The organism is Halobacillus sp. Marseille-P3879 (genome assembly GCF_900240285.1).
Taxonomy (GTDB): Bacteria; Bacillota; Bacilli; order Bacillales; family Halobacillaceae; genus Halobacillus_A.
This window is the reverse complement of sequence record NZ_OESS01000001.1, coordinates 825960-848717: the sequence shown is the minus strand read 5'-3', so window position 1 is coordinate 848717 and position 22758 is coordinate 825960. Positions and strand designations below refer to the sequence as shown.

Here is a 22758-nt window from a genome sequence, read left to right as displayed (position 1 = left end):
TTGGATGAACCAACCTAAAGTAACAGTGATTGGAAGTATTAACATGGATCTATTTACAACTGTAGATGAACTACCTCAGCAAGGAGAAACCATTTTTGGTAAAGATTACTTCATGACGCCTGGCGGCAAAGGAGCTAACCAGGCTATAGCTGCAGCAAAATTAGGGGCTGATGTCTGTTTCCTTGGAAAAGTTGGAAAAGATCTAATGGGAAAGAAACTACTAAACTATTTTGAAGAAGAAAACTTTAATTACTCAATGATCGAAATCGATGCAGAGGCTTCTACAGGAATAGCGAATGTCATTTTGAATAATAAAGATAACAGAATTATGGTAGTGCCAGGCGCAAATTCCAACGTTACAGTTGATTTTATAAAAAAATACAAACACCGCATTTTAACAAGTGATGTAATATTAGCTCAACTGGAAATTCCTATAGAAACAGTAGAATGGTGCGCAAACTTATGTGCAAGGGAAAGTATACCGTTTATATTAAACCCTGCACCTTCCAGGGCTCTTTCATCATCACTGATCGAAAATTGTACTTATATCACCCCAAATGAAGAGGAAGCTAGAAAGGTATTTTCAATTGAACACATAGTCAATGATTATTCTTCTAAGCTTATTACCACCCTTGGCCCAAGAGGAGCTATGTATAATGGCACGATTATCCCCACCTATAAATCAAAGGTAACAGATACCACTGGTGCTGGGGATACTTTCAATGGAGCTCTAGCTTATTTCTTAGGAAGTGGTTATGTCATAGAAGAAGCGATCACTCATGCTAATATAGCTGCTTCTTACTCGGTGGAGTATTTTGGAGCTCAGCAAGGCATGCCATCCTATGATCAAGTAAAACAGCGTTATAGGGTTTGTTAAGAATTATTAGTAGTAAGGTGAACTTTCACCCGGGCGACGAGTTCATTGGGGCCGAAGGGGTTAGCGATGCAATCATCGGCTCCAAGTTCGAGTCCTCTCACCTTATAACGCTGGTTTTTGCGGTAATCATGAGTATGGGTTTTCAAATCTCAAATCCACTTGCCCAGGCAGAATTAGATAAAGAATAAAGATGACCCCTGTTCCCAACAGAGATCATCTAATGTTCTTTAATTACCATTAAACTAAATGCTTCAACTCTTTGACTACATTCTCAGGTTTCCCACCAGTCACACCGGCTACCAGATTCTCTGCTGCTTTCATCGCCATAGCTTCACGTGCATCCGCGGTAGCTGAACCAATATGAGGTGTCATCACCACGTTTTCCATCGTCACTAAAGGATTGGCTGGGTCAACGGGTTCTTTTTCAAAAACGTCTAAGGCAGCGCCGCCAATTTCGTTTGCTTCTAAGGCGCCAATGAGGGCGGTCTCATCGACTACTTTTCCTCTTGAGGGATTAATGAAAATCGCATCTTTTTTCATCTGCTTGAATTCTTTATCCCCGATTAAATGTTGAGTTTCATCTGTTAAAGGAACCATCGTCAGCACAAAGTCGGACTGCTTAAGAATTTGTTCCATTGTTTTCTTTTCCGCTCCATATTTTTCTTCAGCTTCAGGACGGGGGCTGCGGTTACAATAGAGAACGTTCATATCAAATCCTAGACTTGCCCGTTTCGCCACCTGTTCTCCTATTCTGCCCATGCCGATAATGCCCAGCGTGGCATGATGGACGTCTTTAGATAAAAAGAAAGGATCATCTGATTTATCCCACTTTCCAGCTTTCACATAGTGATCAAGCTGACTGATCCTTCTTGCGCTAGACAGCATCAGTCCTATGATTAAATCGGCCACTGTATCATCGAGCACGTATGGTGTATGGGTCCCGATGATATTGTGTTCAGACATAAGATCTGTATCTAACGTGTCATAGCCAACTGCTATATGGCTTACTATTCTTAAGTGGGATGCTTTCTTTATAAATTCTTCATCGACTTTCGCTTTAGGAATCATCAGCCCTTCTACATCCTGGATTTCTTCCATTAAGACCTCTTTAGGGATATTCTCTTCTCCCCGCCACATCCTGTAATCACAGTACTCGGCGATATAGTTTTCTACTTGCTGTGAGACAGGTTTAGCGATATAAACTTTTGGTTTCATCCGTTCTCCTCCTTTTACCCTTCTAACTCCGCATAAGTTTTTTCTAATTGTGTACTCAGTCGTGAGAACCGATGCTTGTTCTGACAAGTGCTCTTATATATTCCAATTTGCATTTGATTTGGATTATACCATAATCTTCTTTTTTTCAGAAAAAACTGACGCTATTACCCTCCCCTATAAAAAGGCGAGAGCTTCGACCCATCTCAGCTTCTTATGCCAAAAACCGGTACCCCACGCCCCAGATCGTTTCAATAAACGTCGGCTTTGAGGCATTCTCTTCGATTTTCTCTCGAATCCTTCTGACATGGACCGTCACCGTGGTGTTATCCCCCAGAGCATCAAATCCCCATATCCGCTCCATCAAGTCATCTTTGCTGAACACCCGATTCGGATGAAGGGCCATAAATTCAAGCAGATCAAACTCCTTCGCGGTGAGTGTTTTCTCTTCTCCATTAACAAAAACCCGTCGCGAGGAGCTGTCGATGTGCAGTCCTCTCACTCGAATGTCCTTCTTATTATCTTCTTTACCGACAAGGCGCTGATATCTGGTTAAGTGAGCTTTCACACGGGCGACGAGTTCATTGGGGCTGAAGGGTTTGACGATGTAATCATCGGCTCCAAGACCGAGTCCTCTCACCTTATCAATATCACTCGTTTTTGCGGTAATCATGAGGATGGGCAGTTCCTTCTCTTTTCTTACCTTTCTACAAATCTCAAATCCGCTTGTCCCCGGCAGCATTAAATCAAGCAAAAGAAGATCGTAGTCTTCCTGTAGTGCTTTTTGCAGTCCCGCTTCTCCATCCCCTTCAATATCGACGGCGAACCCATTCATTTCTAAATAATCGCGTTCCAGTTCGGCAATTTCCCGTTCGTCTTCAATGACTAAGATCCGCTCCATCCTCTTCCTCCTTCCATTTCTCTAACGTAAAGCTTATCGTTGCACCTTTCCCTTCTTCACTATCGGCAGCCACGTCGCCGCCATGCTCTTCCACAATTTTTTTCACAATGGCAAGGCCGAGACCTGAACCATCCGCTTTACCGCGCGCAGCATCAGCCCGGTAAAACTGTTCAAAAATGTGCGGCAGGTGAGCTTTAGGTATGCCTTCTCCGTTATCCTGGATGGTGACTTCAATCCTGCCGCCGTATTCCTTAAGGGTGACCTTCAGGAGCTTATCTTCTTTGTCCATATGCTTGAGACTATTTTTGATCAAGTTGGTGACAACGCGGTTCAACTGCTCCCGGTCGGCTGCTACAAAAAAGCTTCGCTTCCCTTGGGGTCGGAGCTCTACTTCCACATCCGTATCTAGCTTTACGTCTTCTAAATAATCCTCAAAATAAGCGTACAGGTCGACTTTTTCAAAATGAAACGGCACGCGCTGCACATCGAGCTTGGAATATAAAAACAGCTCATCGATCAGGTGATCCATTTCGTCAGCCTTTTTATAAACGATCGTCGCGTAGCGCTGTAGCTTCTCCGGCGTATCAGCTACACCGTCAACAATCCCTTCTACGTAGCCTTTTATAGAAGTAATCGGTGTTTTCAAATCATGCGATATGCTGGCGATCAGTTCTTTGCGGCTTTCTTCATATTTGTACTGCAGTTCTTCCGCTTCCTGCAGCTTTCTTCTCATCGTTTCAAAGCTTTCCGCCAGCTCCCCGAGTTCATCCCGGCGTTCAGGTTTCACTTGAAAATCAAGCTCCCCATCGGCAATTCTACCCGCCGCATCTGAAAGCTCTCGCACTGGCTTAATAATGGTTCTCGCAACATAGTAGGTTAACAGTCCGTTCGTCAAGATGAGAATAAGAATAATCCCGATAAAACGGATTTGCGTAAAGGTTTCAATTCTGCTTTCCACATCTAAATGGAAGACGCGGAACATGAGAAGACCTAATAGAATTTCCATAATCAGCAGGGCAATGATCGGCAGAACAATCATACCCAGATTGGATAATAGCAGCCGTTTTCGAATCGACACAGGCGTTCACCTTCTTTCGCTTTCCATTTTTATCTCTCCTTCTCCATTCTAAACGATAAATCTTAAGAATTTCTTAACGGACCGGATCAGCGATTTAATAAATCGTTAAGAATTCAGCAAGAGTTTATTTAGAAAAGCTTTCTATGATAGAGACAGCAAAGGAGTGAAACACAATGAATCCATCTTGGAAATTAATTTTAGGTCTGGGCACCATCGCGCTCATCCGCCCGCTGCTTAGCAGTCTCGGACTACTCAACCTCATTGGCCAGCCAGCCGCCAGTCTAGCGATCACCCTCGTGATCACCGTCGTCTGGATAGCTTTTGTTGTATGGAAGAACGTATCGCGTCCAGTGATTACGCTGCTTTATGCAGGAGTGGCCTATGGAATGTTTGCCATCGTAATCAGTGCGGTCATGTCGCCGATTGTTACCGGAGAGCTTCAGGGACCGCTGACTCATCCGTTTGGCATTGTCAGTGTGCTGATAACCAATGCGATCTGGGGAACAGCTGCAGGTGTGATCGCAGCCGGATGTAAAAAAGCAATCAACTAAGGAGGAAAAATAAATGAGAGAGAAATTTACGTTTGGTTTGATCGCCGGACATTTATGGATCCAGTTGATTATGCTGGGGAGTATCTTATTACAGACCTTTATGGTGTACCCGAATATATTTCACGACATCCCGCATTCCTTTGAACTCGGGATGGAATTCATGGCAGTAGCAGCACCGAACACCTACTTCCCGCCGCTTGGCTTCTTAAGCATATTAACAGGAATTGTCGCCGTCGTACTGGCGTGGCGTTATCAGCGGGTGAAGTGGTGGGTGCTCGCCAGCATGCTGATGATCGTCCTTGAGGGAGCGACATCGATGATCTTTGAATGGCCGCGAAATGAGATCATGTTTATTGAAGGTGCGAATGTTCATAGTGTGGAGTTTTTAACGAAGACGGCACGGGAGTTTCTTGTTGTCCATGGTTTTAGGGTGCTGTGTAATGTCGCGGGCTCGGTGCTTATTTTTATCGGATTTTTGAAATACGTTCGGAAGTAATTGATTGAGAACTTATGAACATTTCGAGATGTTTATGAACAATTCAGCCGAAATATGAACATCTTCAGGAAAATACGACTCTTTCCTTTCACGAAAAAAGACAGCAATAGCTGTCTTTTCTCAACTTCTATTCAATTTCCACAATCATCTCAATCTCAACAGGTGTATTAAACGGCAATTCATTGGATGCAATCGCCGAACGGGCATGTTCTCCTTTTTCACCGAAGATCTCTTCCAACAATTCTGATGCTCCATTGATGACGTAGGGTTGTTCTACAAATCCGGGGGCTGAGTTCACAAAAGCCAACAGCTTGACCACCTGCTTGACTCTGCTTAAATCGCCGATCTCTGCCTGCAGGACGGCCAGGCAGTTGATCATCGTTTGCCGGGCCGCTTCGTACCCTTGTTCCACGGTCAGGTCACTTCCGAGTTTTCCTTCATAGAGCAGGGTGCCGTTTACTCGGCAGTCCTGGCCAGAGGTGTACACAAGGTTGCCGACTGTTTTAGCGGGTACGTATACGGCTCCCGGCTTTGGTGCGTCAGGAATATGAATGCCTAATTCGTTAATTTTTTCTTCTACATTGATCATTTTGATTTCACCTCGTAAGAATAGTTTGGGATGCGGAGTTAATAAAGCAGCCGCATGTTTCGGAAGTATGCTGCTTGTCTCTCGTCGTCAGTTTTCCGTTTACGAATACATATTCAATGCCCTCAGGATAATTTTCCGGGTCACCATAGGTAGCTTTATCTTCGATTTCATTGAAGTCAAAGATCACCACGTCGGCGGCGTATCCTTCTGTTAAAAGCCCCCGCTTTCCTAACCCGAACCTTCTGGCTGGGAAAGAGGTCATTTTTCTTACGGCGTCTTCAATGGAAAGGATGTTTTCCTGTTTCACATATTTAGAGAACACTCGTGGAAACGTTCCGTAAAGCCGCGGGTGGGGTTTTCCTGTGTAACACGTTAAACTGTCGGATGCGATTAAAGCATTCTGGTATTGCATGACGTGCTTTACGTCTTGTTCATCCATATGGAAAAAAACAATCCCGATATTTCCGTTTTCTTCTATTAATAGTTCACAAGCCTGGTCTACTGGATCTTTGCCATTTTCTTTGCTGATAGAGGCTACGGAGCTGCCTTCATATTTCTTAAGCTGAGGAGAATGAATGGAGGAGATAATGACGCTCTCCCACCCTGTGGAAGCCACAAGGTTATCCCACTCCTCTTGTTCTTCGCTGAGTTCCTGTTTTATTTTTTCTCTCGTGCGAGGATTTTTCAATCTTTCTAAGACGGATGTTAGTCCTCCCTCTAGAGCCCATGGCGGCAGCAAAGTGGTCAACATTGTTGATCCCGCAGAATAAGGATACACGTCGCAGGTGACATCCATTCCTGTACTTCTCGCTTTCTCTATTAATTCCATCGCTTCCTGAACCTTGCCCCAGTTTCTTCTGCCGGCTGCTTTTAAATGACTGACATGAAGAGGGACGTTTGCTTGATCAGCAATCCAGATCACTTCTTTTACAGACGGGATCAAATTGTTGCCTTCGCCTCGAATATGAGTGGAGAACAGCCCGTTATACTTAGCCACCACCTGACATAGTTCGGCGAGCTCTTCTTTCGTAGAGTAGCTTCCGGGAGAATATAACAGTCCGATCGATAAACCGATGGCTCCTGCTTTCATTCCTTGTTCGAGAATGTATTTCATCTCTTCCATTTCTTCTTTCGTGGGCGGCCTGTTTTCAAAACCCATCACCGCAATCCGCAATGAACCATGAGCAACATAAGAAGCCACATTTTCTGAGATCAGGCTGCTATCCAGTTCATTGAAGTAATCACTGATCGTCTGCCACTTCCAATCCTTATTGGCTTTCCCTAACACAGGCTCGACATAGCTCTGCAGATCTTCTTTATAGAGTGGATTGACGGGAACCGGGGCTAACCCGCAGTTTCCTACCACTTCTGTCGTGACTCCCTGTTGCAGCTTAATCTCACTTTCCGGGAAATCGAGAAGCATTAAGTCCGAATGGCAATGGCCGTCAATAAAGCCTGGAGACACCATTCTTCCGTTCGCATCGATGATTTCTTTAGCATGATGCGCACGATCGTTTCCGACGTAAGCGACCTTTCCATCCTTAATGCCGACGTTTCCGTAAAACCACGGATTGCCTGTGCCATCTACGATTTTGCCATTGGTAATAAACGTATCGAACATGCTGGGCCTCCTTACTGTAGCATTCCTCTTGCTTCGACCTTTACCTTTTCATACTCACCGTTCTCTTTTTTCAAATGTACATAGTTATGAAGATTGATCGTGCTGCAAATGTGGTTAGGGATCACTTTTACCTGGTCTCCAATTTTTAATTCGTGATCATTGGTTAAAATCACCCCATGCTCTTCGTTCATGCGAGCAAATTCAGCTTCTGGATACCCTTGAATTGCGCCAAATCCTTTTAAGTAAAGCGGCGCATGATTAGGCTGCACGTCTGTGGCAAACGTTTTACTGCCTCCGTCGATAACTGCACGATCTTCAGACGGCCGGCTGACAACAGTAGTCACTACCTGCGCTGCACAATCATCCCTTTCACTGACGCCTAACTTCACTTGCATCGAATCGTTAAAGACGTACGTTCCCGGGCGGATTTCCGTTACGCCTTCTACTGCAACGACCGAAGCTGCGGTTGGAGTGGAGCCTACACTCACGTCTTCTACTTTGATTCCGCTCTCCTCCAGCTGAGCGGCTAAGGCTGCCATCACCTCCCCTTCCTCTATGCCTGCCTTATCGGTGTCGGTCGTCGCTTCTCCCTTATAAACAGGCCCTTTAAATGTAAAGATTCCTTGTAAATGCAGGGCCTCATGCCGGTTGATTTGTTCAGCTAAACGAAGTGCATGCTGCAGATCCACGCCTGTCCTGGCTAACCCTGTGTCAATTTCCAGCCGCACGTTTAACGTTTGCCCGTGTTTCTGCGCACATGTATTCAGTACTTCTGCTCCTTCTCTGCTGTCTACGCCTACTATTAAATTAGACAGCTTTTGATTAAGAGCACAGATTTCCTCTGCCTTAGCCTCGCTGACAACGGGATAGGCAATGAAAATATCATCAATTCCGTATTCAGCCATCACTTGAGCTTCTGAAATTTTGGCAACGGTAATCCCGACCGCTCCTTCCGCTAATTGCATTTTAGCGATACGGGGAATTTTGTGTGTTTTAATGTGAGGCCTTAAGTTCACCCCATTTTCCCTGGCTAATTTGCTCATTTTTCTAATATTTTTCAGTAAAATTTTTTCATCGATTTCGATATAAGGGGTGTGATCCATATAAAATCCTCCTATTGTACATTCTTCTGATCAGGGATAACGGTGGTCCCCTCATCCAGTCGCGTTCGTTCTTCTTCCAGAATGCGAAGCGCCTCTTCTTTTGAAATGGCTTGCGCCGGGGTAAGCAGGCTGACGACAATGTTAGCGGCTATCGCCACCATAATCGCGGGAAGAATTGGATTTCCCCAAAAGGCTGTCATACTCTCGCTGCTTAAAATAATAAATGACGTCACAGAGCCTCCGATTAAACTGGCGATGCCTCCCTGCCAATTTGCACGGCTCCAGAACTTACCGAGCAGTGCCGCTACAAATAAGCCGGCCATGACAGTAGATATAAAATTAGAAATGTACGTAATAATGTTGTTCGTAAATAACGTGAAGAACAAAGCCAGCAGAAGCGTAAGTACGAGTGAAATTCTTGAATATAAAACCATTTTTTCTTTTTCTGGAAGCCGCCCGGTAAAAAGCTCAAACACATCTCTAAGCAGGATCGTTACAGCCGCAATAAAGTCGGAGCTGCCTGAAGACATCGTGGCACTAAGACCTGCAATGAGAACAATCGCTCCAATCCATAACGGAAAAACTTCCGTAGCTAAGTACGGGAAGGCGAACTCTGAATCCATCCCCGGGTTCAGAATACTGGCTGACATCCCGACGATCGCAGGGAATAAAGAGAATAGTGCAAAAAGAATACCCGTAATAAGGAAGCCTTTTTTAATCGTCAGGGCATTTTTACTAGAATAGATACGGTGCCGGTAAGATGGAGTGGCCAACACTCCAACCGCAATCACAACGGCTAAAGAAATCGCAGGAATGATGCCCACCTGCTGAAGACCTAAGAAGGAGCCCATTTCCGGAGTGACATTCGCACTCACTTCACTAAATCCTCCAATCGCAACGACGGAGAGTACCGTCAACAGAATGAATCCAACAAATAAAATCATCCCCTGCACAACATCGGTGTAGACGACTGCCAGGTAACCGCCGATTAACGTGTATAAACCAAATCCTAACGCCACAATAACTTTGGAAAGAACAGGATCAATGCCGGTAATCCAGCTTAAGTACAAACTCCCGCCGATAATGTGCGCTCCCAACCAGCCAATACAGGCCACGTAAAGAATAATCGAAGTTAAACCCTTCACTAATTTATTGGCTCCATAATAAAAGCTGAGTTCCTCAGAGAAGGTCATAAAATTATACTTACGAACGTCAGCAAATAACAGCAGCAGCAGGAACATCCCGACCGAACCGCCTATCCCATAAAGCGCCCCGGCCCAGCCATTCGCAAAGCCATAACCCACAGCCCCCATGCTGGAGCCTGTCCCGACTAATGTCGCTAAAGTCGTTCCAATTAATAGCGGTGTTGTTAAACCGCGTCCTCCCATCAGGAAGTCTTCCCCGCTCTTCACACTCCGGCTGACGATAACCCCGACAGCAACCATAGCCAAAAGAAAGCCAAGAAATACTAAGAAATACACCAACTGCGCTTCTCCCATTCTGTACCTCTCCTTTAATTTGTTTTCACATAGCAAACCTACATCAAAAACCGTCGTGGAGGAAAAATCTTCTTAGAAGCGTTATCTATTCTGCAAGCTGTTCTTAGGTGTATGTATTTTAAGGGACCTTTAATGAAGGACCCTGATTCAAGTTTTTAATCCGAGCCGTTATCTCTGGCCTTTTCAAGGTAGTTGTAAAGCGTGTATTTGGAAATATCGAAGTGGGAACAAATCGTATCCCCCGCTTTCTTAATCAAGAAGGCTCCTTTTTTATCCAAATAATGAATACCTTTCATTTTTTCTTCTTTGTTCATGCGGGCCACAGGTTTACCCACATGTTCCTGGGCTTCTGTGATCAGCATGTCTAACACATCGTTGACATTGTTGACGAACACTTCATTCACTTCTGTGTTGATATCATCCGTTCGTGTGAACTGCCTGATGGTATTCTCCGCCATAACAAGATCCGTAATATCCAAATTGATACAGATACAGCCAATTGGCTGCCCCTCAGAATTCCTTATGTACATCGTCGTGGAACGAAGCATCTTTCCATCCTTCGTCTGGGTCATATAATTGTGCTTATCTCCAGAACTTTCTGTCCCTCTTAAAATCTCCAACCCTAAGTTAGTCCCCGTATCTCCTACCTTTCTCCCTGTAATATGACCGTTCTCAATCGCAACAATTAAACCGCTTCCATATTCCTCATGATTGGAAACGTCGAGCAAAACGGTCTCACAGCTCTCACCAAAATGATTAGCGATTCCTTTAATAAAAGACTTCAAAAAATCCAGTTCTTCGTTAATATGTTCCAAGATCATAACCTGCCTTTGATCAATAGATTTAATTTTTAGAAAATTGTGTAACTAAACTATAAATTTAATTCAGATGTTTGTCAACAAACTTTTTTTTATTCAAACTAAAAATTTGTTTGAATAAAAAAAGAACTGAACCTGTGGTCAATCCTTTTTCGTTTATAAACATTCCTCCAAATTAAAAAGCACCCCTTTAGGGATGCTTCCGATCGTGGTCTTCGATTAAAATTTTTGAACGAGAATAACACCTGCTGCAATTAATATCGCTCCCCCAATTCGAGGCAGACTTATTTCATGAACGGGAACATGAATAAGGCCGAAATGGTCAATCACAATCGACATAAAAATCTGTCCGGCTAAAATATATGCAATAGTATTGGCGGCTCCTAATTTTGGAATCAGAACGATCGTGGCTAAAACATAAAAAGCCCCTAATACCCCACCTGTCCAAATCCACCACGGCTGCTGAAACAATTCTTTATGTATTTTTAATCCTTTATCCAGAGTTAGTGTAACCACAAGCAGTACAAACGTTCCAATAAAAAAAGAAATCAAAGAGGCTAAATAGGGGCTCACCACTTGTGAACGTAAAACCGCGTTGATACTAAATTGTGTGGGCAGGGCCATGCCGGCTAACAGAGCAAATACTGCAAGAAAAAACCATATCATACTTATTCCGCCTTTCAAATTCAAGATCTTCTTCTCTTCCTCATACACTTTTGAACGACCATTATGCCGGTCCATCCTCCATGATTTCTTTTTTACATCTACAAAACCTAAAAAAATTCCGACCCGGGACAGGGCCATTCATTCAGCTCCTCAAACATCCGTCACCCGAGCAGTCTTCTTCGGTTGTCTCAGCTGCTAGATCGTTCCCTTACGCTGAAACCTGAATTTCATATACATAACACCGCCTCTTTTTTTAAGAGTACCGTAACAATATTTTCCTTAAACAGAAACTAAAATGCTTAAAATTTAGAAAGTTAACATGGCGCAAAAAGAAATTCGAAAAACAGGAAGCATTTTAGGATGATCTGTCTCTATCTATACGAGGTTGAAAGTTAAGTTTATTTGACCAAAAAAATGGGGAAATAAATATTGGATGATCAGGAAACAAATACCACATTACTTAGTGATAGTCCCTCTCCGTAATGCAGAAAGGTCGGAGGGCAATAGGAAGGCATAATTCAGCCTGCTCAGTAAGGAAGTGTGAGACATTCAAACAATGCATATTAGTTTTTCAAGGAGGCTGTTATATGTCGTTAAAAGTAAAAATCTTATTTTCTATTTTGGGATGTTTATTAATTTCATCTAACTTTCCTAAACAATCCTTTGCTCATGAATCTATTCTTAAGACAGGGGTTTCAGGACAACAAGTTGTTGAAGTGCAAGAAGACCTGGCATTATTAGGTTACCTGGAGGTCAAACCAACCGGCTACTATGGAAAGTTGACAGAAGAAGCCATCCGCCAGCTTCAAGAAGACTTTAACCTTCCAGTCGATGGTGCCGTAGGCCAGCAAACATTGAGGCAACTGGGTGAAATCGAAAAAGTCGCAAAAGCAGTAAACGGAGAAGCACGGGGAGAATCCTATGAAGGACAAGTAGCAGTAGCTGCTGTTATTAAAAATCGTTTACACTCCTCAGAATTTCCTTCAACGATAGAAGAAGTTATTCATCAGGAGAATGCTTTCACGCCTGTACATAATGGTCAATACGATTTAATTCCAACTTCCACAGCATATCAAGCTGTCAAGGATGCTTGGAAGGGTTGGGATCCTACCTCAGGTGCTACTTATTTTTATAACCCTAAGACTTCAACTTCTGAGTGGATATTTACAAATACAACACCGAGTGTAAGGATTGAAGACCACCTTTTTGCTGAGTATGCTGATTAAAAACGAAAAGATGATCATCCTTAAGAAACCCGTTGTATTTTTTGACGGGTTTCTTTCATCCTGCAGGATTGTTGTGGAAAGGTGAAGGTTACCGTCTCTATTATCTTATCGCAGCCTCCTGCTATCTTCACAATATATTTTTTATCACTATTTCATTACTAATCCGCCATCCACACGAATACACTGCCCGGTAACAAACGATGCCCAATCGGAAGCAAAAAACAGGACACTTCCGGTAATGTCTTCTGGTGAAGCGACTTTCCCCATCGGCGTAAGACGAGCAATTTCCTCACGTACGTCTTCTTTTGTTTCCATGCTTGAATCTGTTGGGTATGTCAATCCCGGCGCTACACAATTCACTGTTATTCCAAATGGACCAAGATCCGCTGCGAGGTTGCGGCTGTATCCGAGAAGCCCAGCTTTGGCTGTCGTATAGTCGTGGTAAGGGACTAGAGGAAGATCGATTAAGTTCGTTAGTAAGTTGATAATTCGTCCACTATTTTGTTCTTTCATATAAGGCATAACCGCTTTACACACATGGAAAGCTCCGCCTATACTCCCTTCAATTTGTTTCTGATAGTCTTCCCATTTCATGGCCCACGCCGCTTTTCGCGTTTTCGGGTTGAATGTATAAGAAGGCAATGCATTATTGACGACGACGTCAATGGCTCCAAACGAATCGACTACTTTTGCGACCAGGTCTTGGACTGATTTCTCGTCAGTAACATCTGCCTGCAAAGCTATGGATTCCCCGCCTTGATTTTTAATATGGTCAACAACTGTCTCTGCTTTTTCTTCATTTTGAAGGTAATTAACAATAACGAATGCCCCTTCCTCTCCAAAAGCTTTTGCAATCTCAGCACCAATCCCCCGGCTCGCCCCGGTTACTAATGCAATTTTTCCTTTCAAATCCATTTTCTTACCTCCTTATTCTGAATCTTCATCATAATGTTCGGCGTGTCGTTCAGCACTGGTTTCAATATCTGTCCAGCGAATGAGGTTTAATAAATTGAATTCCCCGTCATGGTGCCAGCCAGCAGGGGCCTGCGCCATCTTCCCTACGGAACAAACCCGGCTGACTCCCGCTTTTCCCAGGTCTTCAGATAGCTTAAACAACCGGTTTGGTCTAACAGCCACACCAACCGTTTGTAAATATTGACAGAATGCCGTCAACTTAGGATATACCTGCTCTAAGTGTGTACAGCTAAACACATGGACAGCCCGATTTAAAGGGGAAGGTTCAAATCCAGGTTCTGAATGATAGACCACTGTCCAGCTTGTATCGGCAGGATGGCCGTACACACTACTTTCCATTTGAAATTCATATTGGCTGCGAAAAGACTGAATAGCTAAGGCTTCATTTTCAAGGAGGGGCCCTCTTGGTTTTTTGTGATTATAATGGTCCATTTCTTTAGCTAAGAGCTGAGCAAATTCTCTCGGGCTCACACTTCCCCCTTGTTCTACATAAATGATTTGAGGAGATACACATCCTTGCTGATCATAGACAGAAACATCTTCAGCTACCCTGTGGATTGAGGCCCTATAGCGATCCACTGTCAGGGCTTCCTGACCAACCATTGCGAAACTAATTTTATGACCATAGCTTAAAAATCGCTTGTGAGCAGGAACCCGCTTCCTTATATTTTCTACTGAGTCACTTGAGCCATAGGCCACAACAGCCTCGGCTGCTTTTATAGCTGGCTGCTCAAGCTGTTCTTCTCCTCCTTTCCACGGCAGCACCGCTAATGTCTTTGCCAGCTCAGGATTAACTTCCTCCAGGGACTTAGCAAATAATACAGGCATGAGCGGCTCTGATGAAGACGTTTTGCCAAGCTGTCCCGACTTAATCAGTAACCCCATGACCAAATTCCAAACGGGGAGTCCTGGCACGTTCCCTGAAAAAAAGTGCAAGATAAGATTGGGACCATAGGCTTTGCTGAGACCCCCTTTTTTTCTGGGACGAAAATCATCGAGTACAGCTGGATCGTCAAATTCCTCCACTAAAAAACGAAGCAGCTCTTGTTTACGAAAGGTGCGCAGGAATCGTTTTAATTCAAGCCGGATCATTTCTGCATCATAACCTGTAATCACGGGCAGCCATTTCTCTGCAAATTTCCTCAAATGATAATCAGGATCCAGCCATTTCTGGACCGCTGCGTCCACAATGTCGATTACTTCAGTAGTCTGGAGCCTGTCAAGATAATTTTTCTGATTAGCCTTTATGGTGTCTGTAATGAATTGAATATCTTTTCCTGAAAGGGTAGGAGATTTTAAAATTAACTTCCCTTGTTTCGACTCAAATTCCCTCGTAGTAAACGACGTCAATTGAATCGTGTCAGGAATGAAATATGCCTGAGTCTCTTGTTGTTCTTTGTTCATTAAGGATCCCTACTTTCCATTTGCCTTCATAAGCTCGTCCACTGCGATGGAGCAGCCGCGTGCTTCTGAACCCTCCACTCGACCTAGTAGTACAAATCCATTCTCTGTTTCGTAACCAATATCCTCGGTTAAGACCGCCATACAGGAATTCCAATTAGCTAAGTCATAATGAGCCAGCACACCAATTTCCCCGGCTTTTACGGGACGTAATGTATCCGGATCCAGCACGAGGGTCTTTACCCAATCCGGGTTTACCTTCTCGAATCTCGGAGACTGGGCGGTCACTTCGTAAATCTGGGAACTTAATTCTGTCATCCCGTACATGTTAATAAAGTTGTTTGGATCAACGTCAAATACCCTGGCAAAAGATTCATACATTTCTTCACGAGTCAGCTCTCGAGACTGTCCTTTAAATCCGCCGGTATCAAATATCCGACTGCCTTCCGGGAGATGGAAGGTAAGATCACGCTCCATACAATAGTCTATAAAGTGAACATAAGCAGATGAGGCGCCCATCAGTAAAACAGGTTCTCGTTTGCTTTCCTTCTCTTTTAAAGCGGCAGTTAAAGCCGCCATTTCAAGTCCCTCTTCTTTAAAGAAGAAACGGCTGTCTTCTGTGCCGAAATGCTTGACTGCGTTGGTTAAATAACGGGATAAAGAAGACTGCTGATTCAAATCTTCCGCAGGAGAAAGCACATAAATGGTCGCAGTCTGTTGATCCGGCAATACAAATTGTTTAAAAGCGGTCATCATTGATACATCCCACACGGCTAAAGTAGGATGAATGTTCTGCCCGCGTTTCTCCACATTTGTCGTTCCACTAGTCAAAAACACGGACTCAGGTTCTGTGGTTGACTCACAGGTTAAAGGTAGTTCCTTAAATGCCTGGATCGGCAAGGCAGGGATCTCCTGCCAGTGCTGGACCGTCAAGGGGGTTTTTCTCCTTTTTTGACAATACTTTTTATAAGGAAGGTTGTATTCAAATTGATAAGAAAATAAGGAGAGTGCCAAATCCTGAAAATCTTTATCTGTCGATCGTCGATATATAATAAAAGAAATAAGCTGCTCAATCATCTGTTTCGTCTGCTGTCTCATTGTTTTTCTACTCCTTTTTTTAAACTGAGCCAGTCTGGAAACTGAACCAGTATAAGTTGTAATAGAACCGCACATATACCTCCGACTAAAATAGTGTTACCGAGCAAATCCCCCAGCCAGCCTTCCGTCTCTTCAAAAAAGTCTGGCAAGGCAATTGCCAGTAAAATAGAGATACCGGCGATCATAAAGTTCGCGTCTGTTTTCTTCATCCCTCCTAAAATATTGAGTCCCGTGAAAATGAGGGATGCGGCTGCCGGTAAAAAGATTCCTCCGACCACAGCGTGGGGAGTAACAGCTAACAACGCCCCCGCTTTTGGCACGAAACCCAGGATAAGGAAAATAAGAGCGGCTACTTTTACAGCGTGACGCGACCCTACGCCCGTTAAACGCAATAACCCTACGTTTTGTCCGTAGGCTGTAGTGGGGAATCCCCCGATCAACGTAGAGGCCAGCGACCCTAAAGACTCGCCGGCAAATCCCCCGCGAATTCGTCTATCATCTAATTTAACGTCAACCATTTCAGCAGCTGCATGGTAAACCCCCATGGCTTCAATCACCGCCACAAGGTAAGCGAAGAAGAATGCACCGAATGTAATCCAGTCAAACGTAAGCTCCCCATAGGGAAGAAATTGTGGTAAACCAAACCAACTGCTTTCTGCTACGGTAGAAAAATTAATATACCCAAATAGCAATCCGATAAGATCTCCAATAACAAGAGCGATTAAAAATGAAAAAGAGCGCAGTTTTCCTCTCCCAAATACAGATAACAAAAGAACGATCAGTGCTGAAGTGATCGACATCGTGAGTACGCCGCCGTTTAGAAATGTCTCTGACCCAGGTGCTCCTCCTAAAAACAACTCTAAAGTGAAACCAGAAAGCGCAACCCCAACAATAAAAATCACTGTCCCGGTAACTACCGGGGTAAAGAATGACCTTAACCTGCTTAACAAACCAGTAATCGCCAGTAAGAATACAATCAATGCACTTACAATAATAGCGCCGCCTGCAGCTCCTAAATTCTGTGATTTACCCGCACTGATCATTAAGGCATCAAAAGCTGCTGACGGACCTTGAACCACAGGCAAACGGACAAACCTTGTCGCCTGGACAAGTGTGACCAGACCAGCAGCAATAAAGATAGCATTCACCATATTTGCTGATAACCCTAGTGGTAAACCGATTAAAGCGGCCACGTAAATCGGATCAAGCCAAACATTAGAAACGAATACGTGCTGCAAACCATAAAGAAAGCTTTTTGCCGGTGAGAGTTTTTCTTCAACACCCACCGTCAAAGATGTACTTTTTTCCTCTTGTCTCATTTCTAAAATCCTCCTCACATACAAAAAAGCCACCCCAGATCGTGGGGTGACTTCTATATAGGAAGAATTTAAAAAATGAACATTCAACAACTAATAGACTCACTCCACTTCCCTACGCTAGTACAAACTAGATCAGGTTCAAAGGGTCGAAATTTCTTCTCTCAGCATAAAGCTCCCCTAGCGGTGATGACACTTTTTATTTTTTAGTAGAATACTATATAACCTTAAAACGGTCAAACTGCAATGACTTAAAAGATTAGTAACAAAAACAAAAATGATAATAGAATAACTTTTACATAAGTCTTGTTGGTTATAGGTTAACTCTATTAACAATGTAGATTATTTTTCCTGCATAGATAGAATCAGGAACTATACATTTCTTTTTAATATAGCTAAAACACAGGATCCTTCTCTGAGTCTTCCGTTAGATTTCTTTATTAAACCCTTGTAATAGGGAGAAGTTTGACGGAATATGTAACGTAAATTGTTCAGAAGAGGAGCTTAATATTGGAAGTTTTTGCAATCGTGTTTTTTTGTCTATGTTTATTTTTCCCGATCCTGCACTTGTTTCATTGTCTGCCCTGGTTCAAGGAAGAGGATGAATCGACCCGTCAAAACGTTCAATCGGAGAAAGGGATCAGTATTTTAGTTCCCTCTTACAATGAAGCCGGGATCATTGAAACATCGGTAAGTAGTATGAAGAAATTGGATTACCATAATTTTGAAGTTCTTTATATCAATGATGGGTCTACGGACAGCACTTTAACTCAACTGCACCAACAGTTACACCTAAAACCCTGCGACAAGTCCTCTCTAGGTAAGCTTCCCCACGAAAAAGTAGTTCAAGTATACCAATCGAGCATTTACCCCAACATTTATGTGCTCAACAAGGAAAATGGCGGGAAGGCTGATGCTTTAAATGCAGGGATTGAATATGCTTCTAAGGAGTTAGTCGTGACCCTTGATGCCGATACGGTATTAACAGCCCCATCCTTAAACGTAGTAAATGATAAATTTGCTGACCCGAATGTGGTAGCGGCGGGCGGAATGGTGCACGTACTGCAGACCAAAACGTCCAACCCTTTGAAAAAACTGTCTTTAGCTGGAACCAAAATGCTCATTCGTGTCCAAATGCTTGATTTCTTTAAGGCATTTTACGTGACAAAGTTATCATTGGCACGCTTCAAGGCATTAGCGATTATATCCGGGGCCTTCGGCATTTTTAAAAAGAACGTCCTGATTGATGTCGGCGGTTATCGTTCCTCTGTTGGTGAAGACATCGATATCACCCTGAAGATTCACCGGTTCATCGCGAAGCAAAAGGATAAAAAAGTGTTATTGATTACGGACGCCATCAGTTATACGGAACTGCCGGAGACGTGGAAAGACTTATTTAAACAGCGGATTCGCTGGCAGAAATCATATATGGACTGTCTTGTTTACTTTCGAGGATTCTTAGGAAAAACCGTATTTACGAAAGCAGTCTCTTTTTTCTACATTATTGAATCTTTCTTTGTCGGCATTCTGGCTGCCTATATTACGGCAGGTTTTTTTGTGGCGAACGCGTTGATGAATATGGCATTTATGTTTATAGGTTTTATTATTGTTTATTTATCTTATATCTTCTTATTTAATTTCATCTATAACCTATTAGCTCTCAGACAGGTGCAACAATATGGATTTACTTTTGAAAAAGGCGACAGGTTTTCTCTGTTGAATACCGTTGTCTATGATGTGTTTGTACATCGCTTCGTCACCATGTACTTTGTCATGTACGGCAGCATCGCTTACTTCTTTAACAAAGATTGGAAGAAGGTCTCTCGTACCGGAAGAAAATATAACCTGGATTCATCATCAGATACACTATCCTACCGCCAGCAAGTGAAGTGAGGTTACGTATGAATAAAACAAAGTGGAAAAGAATTATGCTTGTCTTTCTAACCAGCATAGGAGTATTAACAGTGGCAGCAGGAAGTTACGGATGGAACTTAGTAACTTCCACCTTTACCAACATACAGGAAGACATTGATCGAAAGGAATCAGAAGACCGTCTTGAAGCCATCGACTTTGAGGATGGAGATCCTTTTTCCGTATTACTAATGGGTATCGATGAACCCGGAGGTAAAGGGGATACAAATCAACGGAGCGATGCGCTTGTCCTATTAACGGTCAATCCTGATAAAGCCTCCACCCATATGGTCAGCATCCCCCGGGATACATATACTGAAATCATCGGAGAAAACAAAAAAGATAAAATTAACCACTCTTATGCATTCGGTGGAACGGAAATGACCCTGAGAACCGTAGAAAATTTCCTCGATGTCCCGGTTGATTATTTTATCCGTATGGATATGAGAGGCTTTCAGGATATGGTAGATGCCGTAGATGGAGTGGAAATCGATAATGAGCTGGATTTCACGTACAAAGGCGTACATTTTAAAGAAGGGCCTATTCAATTAAATGGAGAGGAAACAGTCAAATATTCTCGTATGAGAAAGGATGACCCGCGCGGTGACCTGGGCCGCCAGGAGAGACAGCGTAAAGTTATTAAAGGAATTATGGACAAAGGCGCAGACTTCTCCTCTATTACAAAAGTAGAAGAGATCTTCGGCGTCTTAGAGGACAATATACGAACCAATTACAGCTTAAAAGAAATTTGGGACATTCAATCCAACTATCGAGACGCCCGTGAAACTATCGAACAGCATGAAATCGAGGGTGAAGACAATACAATCGATGATACTTATTATTATGAGCCGGATGAAGAAAAGGTAGAGGAACTCTCCAGTACCTTAAAAGATCATTTAGAATTAGAAGAATAATCAAAGGCCCCCTTCCCTGGCATCACAGCCTGGTGAAGGGGGCTTTTTTTGTTATTGAGCTAAGAATACGCAGTTTGCGAGTCCGCTTCTTTGATAGGGCACTAGATGGGGAAAAGTGCAAAATATGGATGGCTCTGCGCTCAATCCTGTTGCTTTTCATGATGTCAGGAAAATGAGCTTAAGAAAAGTCCTTAGAGGTGGGAGGGCTTTCGTCCCTCTTCATTCCTTCTTTTGTTGGTTCCCTTCCCTTTAGTTTGTTCCTGAGATTCTTTTTATCTAGTTTCCATCCTGGGGTTTCAGAAACCCAAAAGCTGTTTTCCTGATTTTCATATAACGGTGTTTTTGGTCATTCACTTCCTTCCCAGGATGTTCTTCACTAGATTCATCTTTACTACAACCTAATAGTAATAAAATTATAAGTAAAAATAGTCCACTGCTTTTTTATACACTTTGTCCACCCGCTCCCTATGGCATATTAACTCGTAAAATATAAATTATATTTAATAGCAGATTTGCTTTCTTGCTTAATATCGACACTAAACATTTTTTGTTTACAAAACAGCTTCCAAATAATTCGGGACCATTATAGGAGTAAATCATATATTTCCTCGAACTTCACTAATCATGGTACAATTTAAAAGAATTTTCTGTAATTAAAGGAGGGATTCTTAGTGACACAATATACACTTCAAGAAATATCTACTCGTATAAAAAAAGAAGTTATTATTCTTGAAAAATGGTTTGAGGAACTAGAATTCACCATCATTCAAAGCCACTCTCATATAGGCAATGTCATCGTACGTAAGCACCTCGGATTAACAAAAGCAGCCAGGTATATCAGGGATCATAGATGGGATGGAACAGGGTACCCGCGCCGCTTAGTGGGTGATGAAATCTCTCTCCAGGGAAGAATTATTTCTATTTGTGACGCTTTTGATACGATGACAATAGATCAACGTCATTATAAGAGGAAGACTTTAAGTTATGAAGAAGCTTTTAACGAATTACGTCGAAGTGCATGGTCTCTATTTGACGGGAACTTAGTCAACATATTTATTGATATGATGGAAGAGGTGACGATCCCGGCATATATGATTCAAGAAGTATAAAACGACAGCTTAATTTGTAAAACTAGTGTAAATTTTTCTTTAAAATTCTTGCATTTATGTATTCCATTTATTATATTGTTTGAGTGTGTCTTTACAAACCAATATATCAAAATTTAAAATACATAAGGATGGTTACATGAATAATGCCAGGGAGCTTAAAGTTCAAATTGAACGCTTACGTAACGAGATGCATGAAGAATACAGAAGAAACCCCAAGGGGCAGAGGGTTCTGCGTGTGTCTCAACAACTGGATAAAGTATTGAACCGTTATCAACGAATCTTAAATAGCACTAAGTATGAAAGCCTCCCTTATTAAGAGAGGCTTTTTTTAATGTATTTAGATAAATCTCTAGCATCATCCAGTTAATTACTGTCAAACAACTATTAGAATGAACAATTTGAGCTTAAAATTGTTCGTAGCGTTCCACCTCTGTTAAAGGTATTATTCCTAATAGCCCAGCATAAGATACTATGGACAAGGCAGCAAGGGGGGACTCTGAATAATGGAGCAAATTTCATTGCATATGTTATTAACTTTTACGTTTTTAGGTGTTCTCTTTGTCATCACCATCCAAATTAAATACCGCGAGTTCATACCCCAGATGACAAGCATGGTAATTGCAATGGCATTATCTATGAGTTTTGGCTTATTTATTGGGTATATTTCTGGTGTTTTATTCAGTGGAGACTTATTTTTTTCTACTATTCTAGGAATGATCCTAGGAATGATCACTGGCTTCTTGTCAGGATTACCCTCAGGGTTACTTACAGTTATAGAGGGGATGTTCTCTGGGATAATGGGTGGCATGATGGGTGCCATGCTTGGAGAAATGATAAATCCGCGTGATCAGGAGCTTCTGTTAAAGATATTATTTTTTATGTGCTTTTCCACTATATTATTATTACTTGGATTAATACAAGCTCAGATAAATATGAAGAAAAATTTTAATAACCTGCTGTTCACCATGGTTCTTTATGGATTTGTTTTCCTTTCCGTCCATTCCTTAAGCCCTTTTTTCTCCAACCCTTCTTCCCCTTCCCTTGAAGAAAAAGAGATCGTTGTGGAAGCTGGCGAATTCACTTTTACCCCCGGTGATGTAAGTATAGAGGCTGGTGAGGTGGTGAACTTGTCTCTAGTTAATACAGGTAAATTAGAGCACGACCTGGAAATTATTAATTTACCCGCAAAAGAGATGACGGCTGGTGGACATTCACATGACAATGCCAACCCCAATATACATTTACATACCAACGGCGGTGAAAGTCAGACTGTCTCCTTCATAGCTGCTGAATCGGGCACTTATCAATTTATATGTACGCTGCCGGGTCATAAAGAAGCCGGAATGTTTGGCACCTTTAAAGTGATATAATCCTAATAAAAAGCACCCATGTCCTTT

The 22758-nt window shown here is 42.6% G+C and carries 22 protein-coding genes, 1 pseudogene and 1 riboswitch; of the genes and pseudogenes, 9 read left to right on the top strand and 14 right to left on the bottom strand.

Annotated features, from left to right (window positions below; all coding sequences use genetic code 11):
* The first annotated feature begins 4 nt into the window (after nucleotides 1-4).
* A complete protein-coding gene (locus C1A12_RS04240; RefSeq protein WP_101842587.1) occupies nucleotides 5-877 on the top strand; it encodes a ribokinase in 873 nt (290 codons plus the stop codon).
* Between the two features lie 14 nt (nucleotides 878-891).
* On the opposite strand, the pseudogene C1A12_RS21640 reads toward C1A12_RS04240, so the two are convergent.
* From C1A12_RS21640 to C1A12_RS04225, 4 genes and pseudogenes are all read right to left on the bottom strand, one after another.
* Nucleotides 892-981 (bottom strand): annotated as a pseudogene (locus C1A12_RS21640) (DNA-binding response regulator); the annotation flags it as partial.
* A gap of 133 nt (nucleotides 982-1114) precedes the next feature.
* Complete coding sequence (locus C1A12_RS04235; RefSeq protein WP_101842586.1) at nucleotides 1115-2092, bottom strand: D-glycerate dehydrogenase; 978 nt, start codon at nucleotides 2090-2092, stop codon at nucleotides 1115-1117.
* 211 nt (nucleotides 2093-2303) lie between these two features.
* Complete coding sequence (locus C1A12_RS04230; RefSeq protein ID WP_101842585.1) at nucleotides 2304-2990, bottom strand: response regulator transcription factor; 687 nt, start codon at nucleotides 2988-2990, stop codon at nucleotides 2304-2306.
* Nucleotides 2968-4068, bottom strand: a complete 1101-nt coding sequence (locus tag C1A12_RS04225) for a cell wall metabolism sensor histidine kinase WalK (RefSeq protein ID WP_101842584.1) — start codon at nucleotides 4066-4068, stop codon at nucleotides 2968-2970. Before C1A12_RS04225 ends, C1A12_RS04230 begins: the two co-directional genes overlap by 23 nt.
* Before the next feature lie 173 nt (nucleotides 4069-4241).
* On the opposite strand from C1A12_RS04225, the gene C1A12_RS04220 reads away from it, so the two are divergent.
* On the top strand, nucleotides 4242-4619 hold the full coding sequence (locus C1A12_RS04220; RefSeq protein WP_101842583.1) for a hypothetical protein: 378 nt from the start codon (nucleotides 4242-4244) through the stop codon (nucleotides 4617-4619).
* 13 nt (nucleotides 4620-4632) lie between these two features.
* On the top strand, nucleotides 4633-5115 hold the full coding sequence (locus C1A12_RS04215) for a hypothetical protein (protein ID WP_101842582.1): 483 nt from the start codon (nucleotides 4633-4635) through the stop codon (nucleotides 5113-5115).
* 127 nt (nucleotides 5116-5242) lie between these two features.
* Here the strand turns inward: C1A12_RS04215 and C1A12_RS04210 are convergent, their stop codons facing one another.
* The 6 genes from C1A12_RS04210 to C1A12_RS04185 form a co-directional block, all read right to left on the bottom strand.
* Nucleotides 5243-5704, bottom strand: a complete 462-nt coding sequence (locus C1A12_RS04210) for a RidA family protein (RefSeq protein ID WP_101842581.1) — start codon at nucleotides 5702-5704, stop codon at nucleotides 5243-5245.
* 7 nt (nucleotides 5705-5711) lie between these two features.
* Nucleotides 5712-7325 (bottom strand): amidohydrolase family protein, encoded by a 1614-nt coding sequence (locus C1A12_RS04205; protein WP_101842580.1) that lies wholly within the window; start codon nucleotides 7323-7325, stop codon nucleotides 5712-5714.
* Between the two features lie 11 nt (nucleotides 7326-7336).
* Entirely contained in the window at nucleotides 7337-8428 is a 1092-nt protein-coding gene (locus tag C1A12_RS04200; protein ID WP_101842579.1) for an alanine racemase, read from the bottom strand.
* An 11-nt stretch (nucleotides 8429-8439) separates the two neighbouring features.
* Nucleotides 8440-9927, bottom strand: a complete 1488-nt coding sequence (locus tag C1A12_RS04195) for a sodium:solute symporter family protein (protein WP_101842578.1) — start codon at nucleotides 9925-9927, stop codon at nucleotides 8440-8442.
* A gap of 155 nt (nucleotides 9928-10082) precedes the next feature.
* The gene (locus C1A12_RS04190; protein ID WP_101842577.1) at nucleotides 10083-10742 is read right to left on the bottom strand and encodes a transcriptional regulator; all 660 of its coding nucleotides are present in this window, start codon (nucleotides 10740-10742) and stop codon (nucleotides 10083-10085) included.
* 222 nt (nucleotides 10743-10964) lie between these two features.
* Complete coding sequence (locus C1A12_RS04185) at nucleotides 10965-11411, bottom strand: DMT family transporter (RefSeq protein ID WP_200816563.1); 447 nt, start codon at nucleotides 11409-11411, stop codon at nucleotides 10965-10967.
* Between the two features lie 587 nt (nucleotides 11412-11998).
* On the opposite strand from C1A12_RS04185, the gene C1A12_RS04180 reads away from it, so the two are divergent.
* Nucleotides 11999-12637 (top strand): cell wall hydrolase, encoded by a 639-nt coding sequence (locus C1A12_RS04180; protein ID WP_101842576.1) that lies wholly within the window; start codon nucleotides 11999-12001, stop codon nucleotides 12635-12637.
* A 147-nt stretch (nucleotides 12638-12784) separates the two neighbouring features.
* On the opposite strand, the gene C1A12_RS04175 is transcribed toward C1A12_RS04180, so the two are convergent.
* The 4 genes from C1A12_RS04175 to C1A12_RS04160 are packed head-to-tail and all read right to left on the bottom strand — an operon-like array spanning nucleotide 12785 to nucleotide 17430.
* Nucleotides 12785-13552: a 3-oxoacyl-ACP reductase gene (locus C1A12_RS04175; RefSeq protein ID WP_101842575.1), complete on the bottom strand. Its 768-nt coding sequence runs from the start codon at nucleotides 13550-13552 to the stop codon at nucleotides 12785-12787.
* A 12-nt stretch (nucleotides 13553-13564) separates the two neighbouring features.
* Nucleotides 13565-15016 (bottom strand): acyl-CoA reductase, encoded by a 1452-nt coding sequence (locus tag C1A12_RS04170; protein ID WP_101842574.1) that lies wholly within the window; start codon nucleotides 15014-15016, stop codon nucleotides 13565-13567.
* Nucleotides 15017-15025: 9 nt separating this feature from the next.
* Entirely contained in the window at nucleotides 15026-16111 is a 1086-nt protein-coding gene (locus C1A12_RS04165) for a CoF synthetase (protein ID WP_101842573.1), read from the bottom strand.
* Nucleotides 16108-17430: a uracil-xanthine permease family protein gene (locus C1A12_RS04160; protein WP_101842572.1), complete on the bottom strand. Its 1323-nt coding sequence runs from the start codon at nucleotides 17428-17430 to the stop codon at nucleotides 16108-16110. The genes C1A12_RS04165 and C1A12_RS04160 overlap by 4 nt, the downstream gene beginning before the upstream one ends.
* A 92-nt stretch (nucleotides 17431-17522) precedes the next feature.
* Nucleotides 17523-17619: riboswitch (TPP riboswitch) on the bottom strand.
* Nucleotides 17620-17937: 318 nt separating this feature from the next.
* On the opposite strand from C1A12_RS04160, the gene C1A12_RS04155 reads away from it, so the two are divergent.
* The 5 genes from C1A12_RS04155 (at nucleotide 17938) to C1A12_RS04135 (ending at nucleotide 22731) form a co-directional block, all read left to right on the top strand.
* Nucleotides 17938-19320, top strand: a complete 1383-nt coding sequence (locus C1A12_RS04155; RefSeq protein WP_159462135.1) for a glycosyltransferase — start codon at nucleotides 17938-17940, stop codon at nucleotides 19318-19320.
* A gap of 8 nt (nucleotides 19321-19328) precedes the next feature.
* Nucleotides 19329-20252, top strand: coding sequence for an LCP family protein (locus tag C1A12_RS04150; RefSeq protein WP_101842570.1), 924 nt, complete (start codon nucleotides 19329-19331; stop codon nucleotides 20250-20252).
* A 671-nt stretch (nucleotides 20253-20923) separates the two neighbouring features.
* Entirely contained in the window at nucleotides 20924-21361 is a 438-nt protein-coding gene (locus C1A12_RS04145; RefSeq protein WP_101842569.1) for an HD-GYP domain-containing protein, read from the top strand.
* A gap of 136 nt (nucleotides 21362-21497) precedes the next feature.
* Nucleotides 21498-21677, top strand: a complete 180-nt coding sequence (locus C1A12_RS21635) for an aspartyl-phosphate phosphatase Spo0E family protein (protein WP_101842568.1) — start codon at nucleotides 21498-21500, stop codon at nucleotides 21675-21677.
* A gap of 187 nt (nucleotides 21678-21864) precedes the next feature.
* A complete protein-coding gene (locus C1A12_RS04135) occupies nucleotides 21865-22731 on the top strand; it encodes a plastocyanin/azurin family copper-binding protein (RefSeq protein ID WP_101842567.1) in 867 nt (288 codons plus the stop codon).
* Nucleotides 22732-22758 lie beyond the last annotated feature (27 nt).

Excerpts from the sequence above, each read along its gene's own strand:
- C1A12_RS04240 (WP_101842587.1), top strand. The coding sequence starts at position 5 with ATGAACCAACCTAAAGTAACAGTGATTGGAAGTATTAACATGGATCTA.
- C1A12_RS04235 (WP_101842586.1), bottom strand. The coding sequence starts at position 2,092 with ATGAAACCAAAAGTTTATATCGCTAAACCTGTCTCACAGCAAGTAGAA.
- C1A12_RS04230 (WP_101842585.1), bottom strand. The coding sequence starts at position 2,990 with ATGGAGCGGATCTTAGTCATTGAAGACGAACGGGAAATTGCCGAACTG.
- C1A12_RS04220 (WP_101842583.1), top strand. The coding sequence starts at position 4,242 with ATGAATCCATCTTGGAAATTAATTTTAGGTCTGGGCACCATCGCGCTC.
- C1A12_RS04215 (WP_101842582.1), top strand. The coding sequence starts at position 4,633 with ATGAGAGAGAAATTTACGTTTGGTTTGATCGCCGGACATTTATGGATC.
- C1A12_RS04210 (WP_101842581.1), bottom strand. The coding sequence starts at position 5,704 with ATGATCAATGTAGAAGAAAAAATTAACGAATTAGGCATTCATATTCCT.
- C1A12_RS04205 (WP_101842580.1), bottom strand. The coding sequence starts at position 7,325 with ATGTTCGATACGTTTATTACCAATGGCAAAATCGTAGATGGCACAGGC.
- C1A12_RS04200 (WP_101842579.1), bottom strand. The coding sequence starts at position 8,428 with ATGGATCACACCCCTTATATCGAAATCGATGAAAAAATTTTACTGAAA.
- C1A12_RS04195 (WP_101842578.1), bottom strand. The coding sequence starts at position 9,927 with ATGGGAGAAGCGCAGTTGGTGTATTTCTTAGTATTTCTTGGCTTTCTT.
- C1A12_RS04185 (WP_200816563.1), bottom strand. The coding sequence starts at position 11,411 with ATGATATGGTTTTTTCTTGCAGTATTTGCTCTGTTAGCCGGCATGGCC.
- C1A12_RS04180 (WP_101842576.1), top strand. The coding sequence starts at position 11,999 with ATGTCGTTAAAAGTAAAAATCTTATTTTCTATTTTGGGATGTTTATTA.
- C1A12_RS04175 (WP_101842575.1), bottom strand. The coding sequence starts at position 13,552 with ATGGATTTGAAAGGAAAAATTGCATTAGTAACCGGGGCGAGCCGGGGG.
- C1A12_RS04170 (WP_101842574.1), bottom strand. The coding sequence starts at position 15,016 with ATGAACAAAGAACAACAAGAGACTCAGGCATATTTCATTCCTGACACG.
- C1A12_RS04165 (WP_101842573.1), bottom strand. The coding sequence starts at position 16,111 with ATGAGACAGCAGACGAAACAGATGATTGAGCAGCTTATTTCTTTTATT.
- C1A12_RS04160 (WP_101842572.1), bottom strand. The coding sequence starts at position 17,430 with ATGAGACAAGAGGAAAAAAGTACATCTTTGACGGTGGGTGTTGAAGAA.
- C1A12_RS04150 (WP_101842570.1), top strand. The coding sequence starts at position 19,329 with ATGAATAAAACAAAGTGGAAAAGAATTATGCTTGTCTTTCTAACCAGC.
- C1A12_RS21635 (WP_101842568.1), top strand. The coding sequence starts at position 21,498 with ATGAATAATGCCAGGGAGCTTAAAGTTCAAATTGAACGCTTACGTAAC.
- C1A12_RS04135 (WP_101842567.1), top strand. The coding sequence starts at position 21,865 with ATGGAGCAAATTTCATTGCATATGTTATTAACTTTTACGTTTTTAGGT.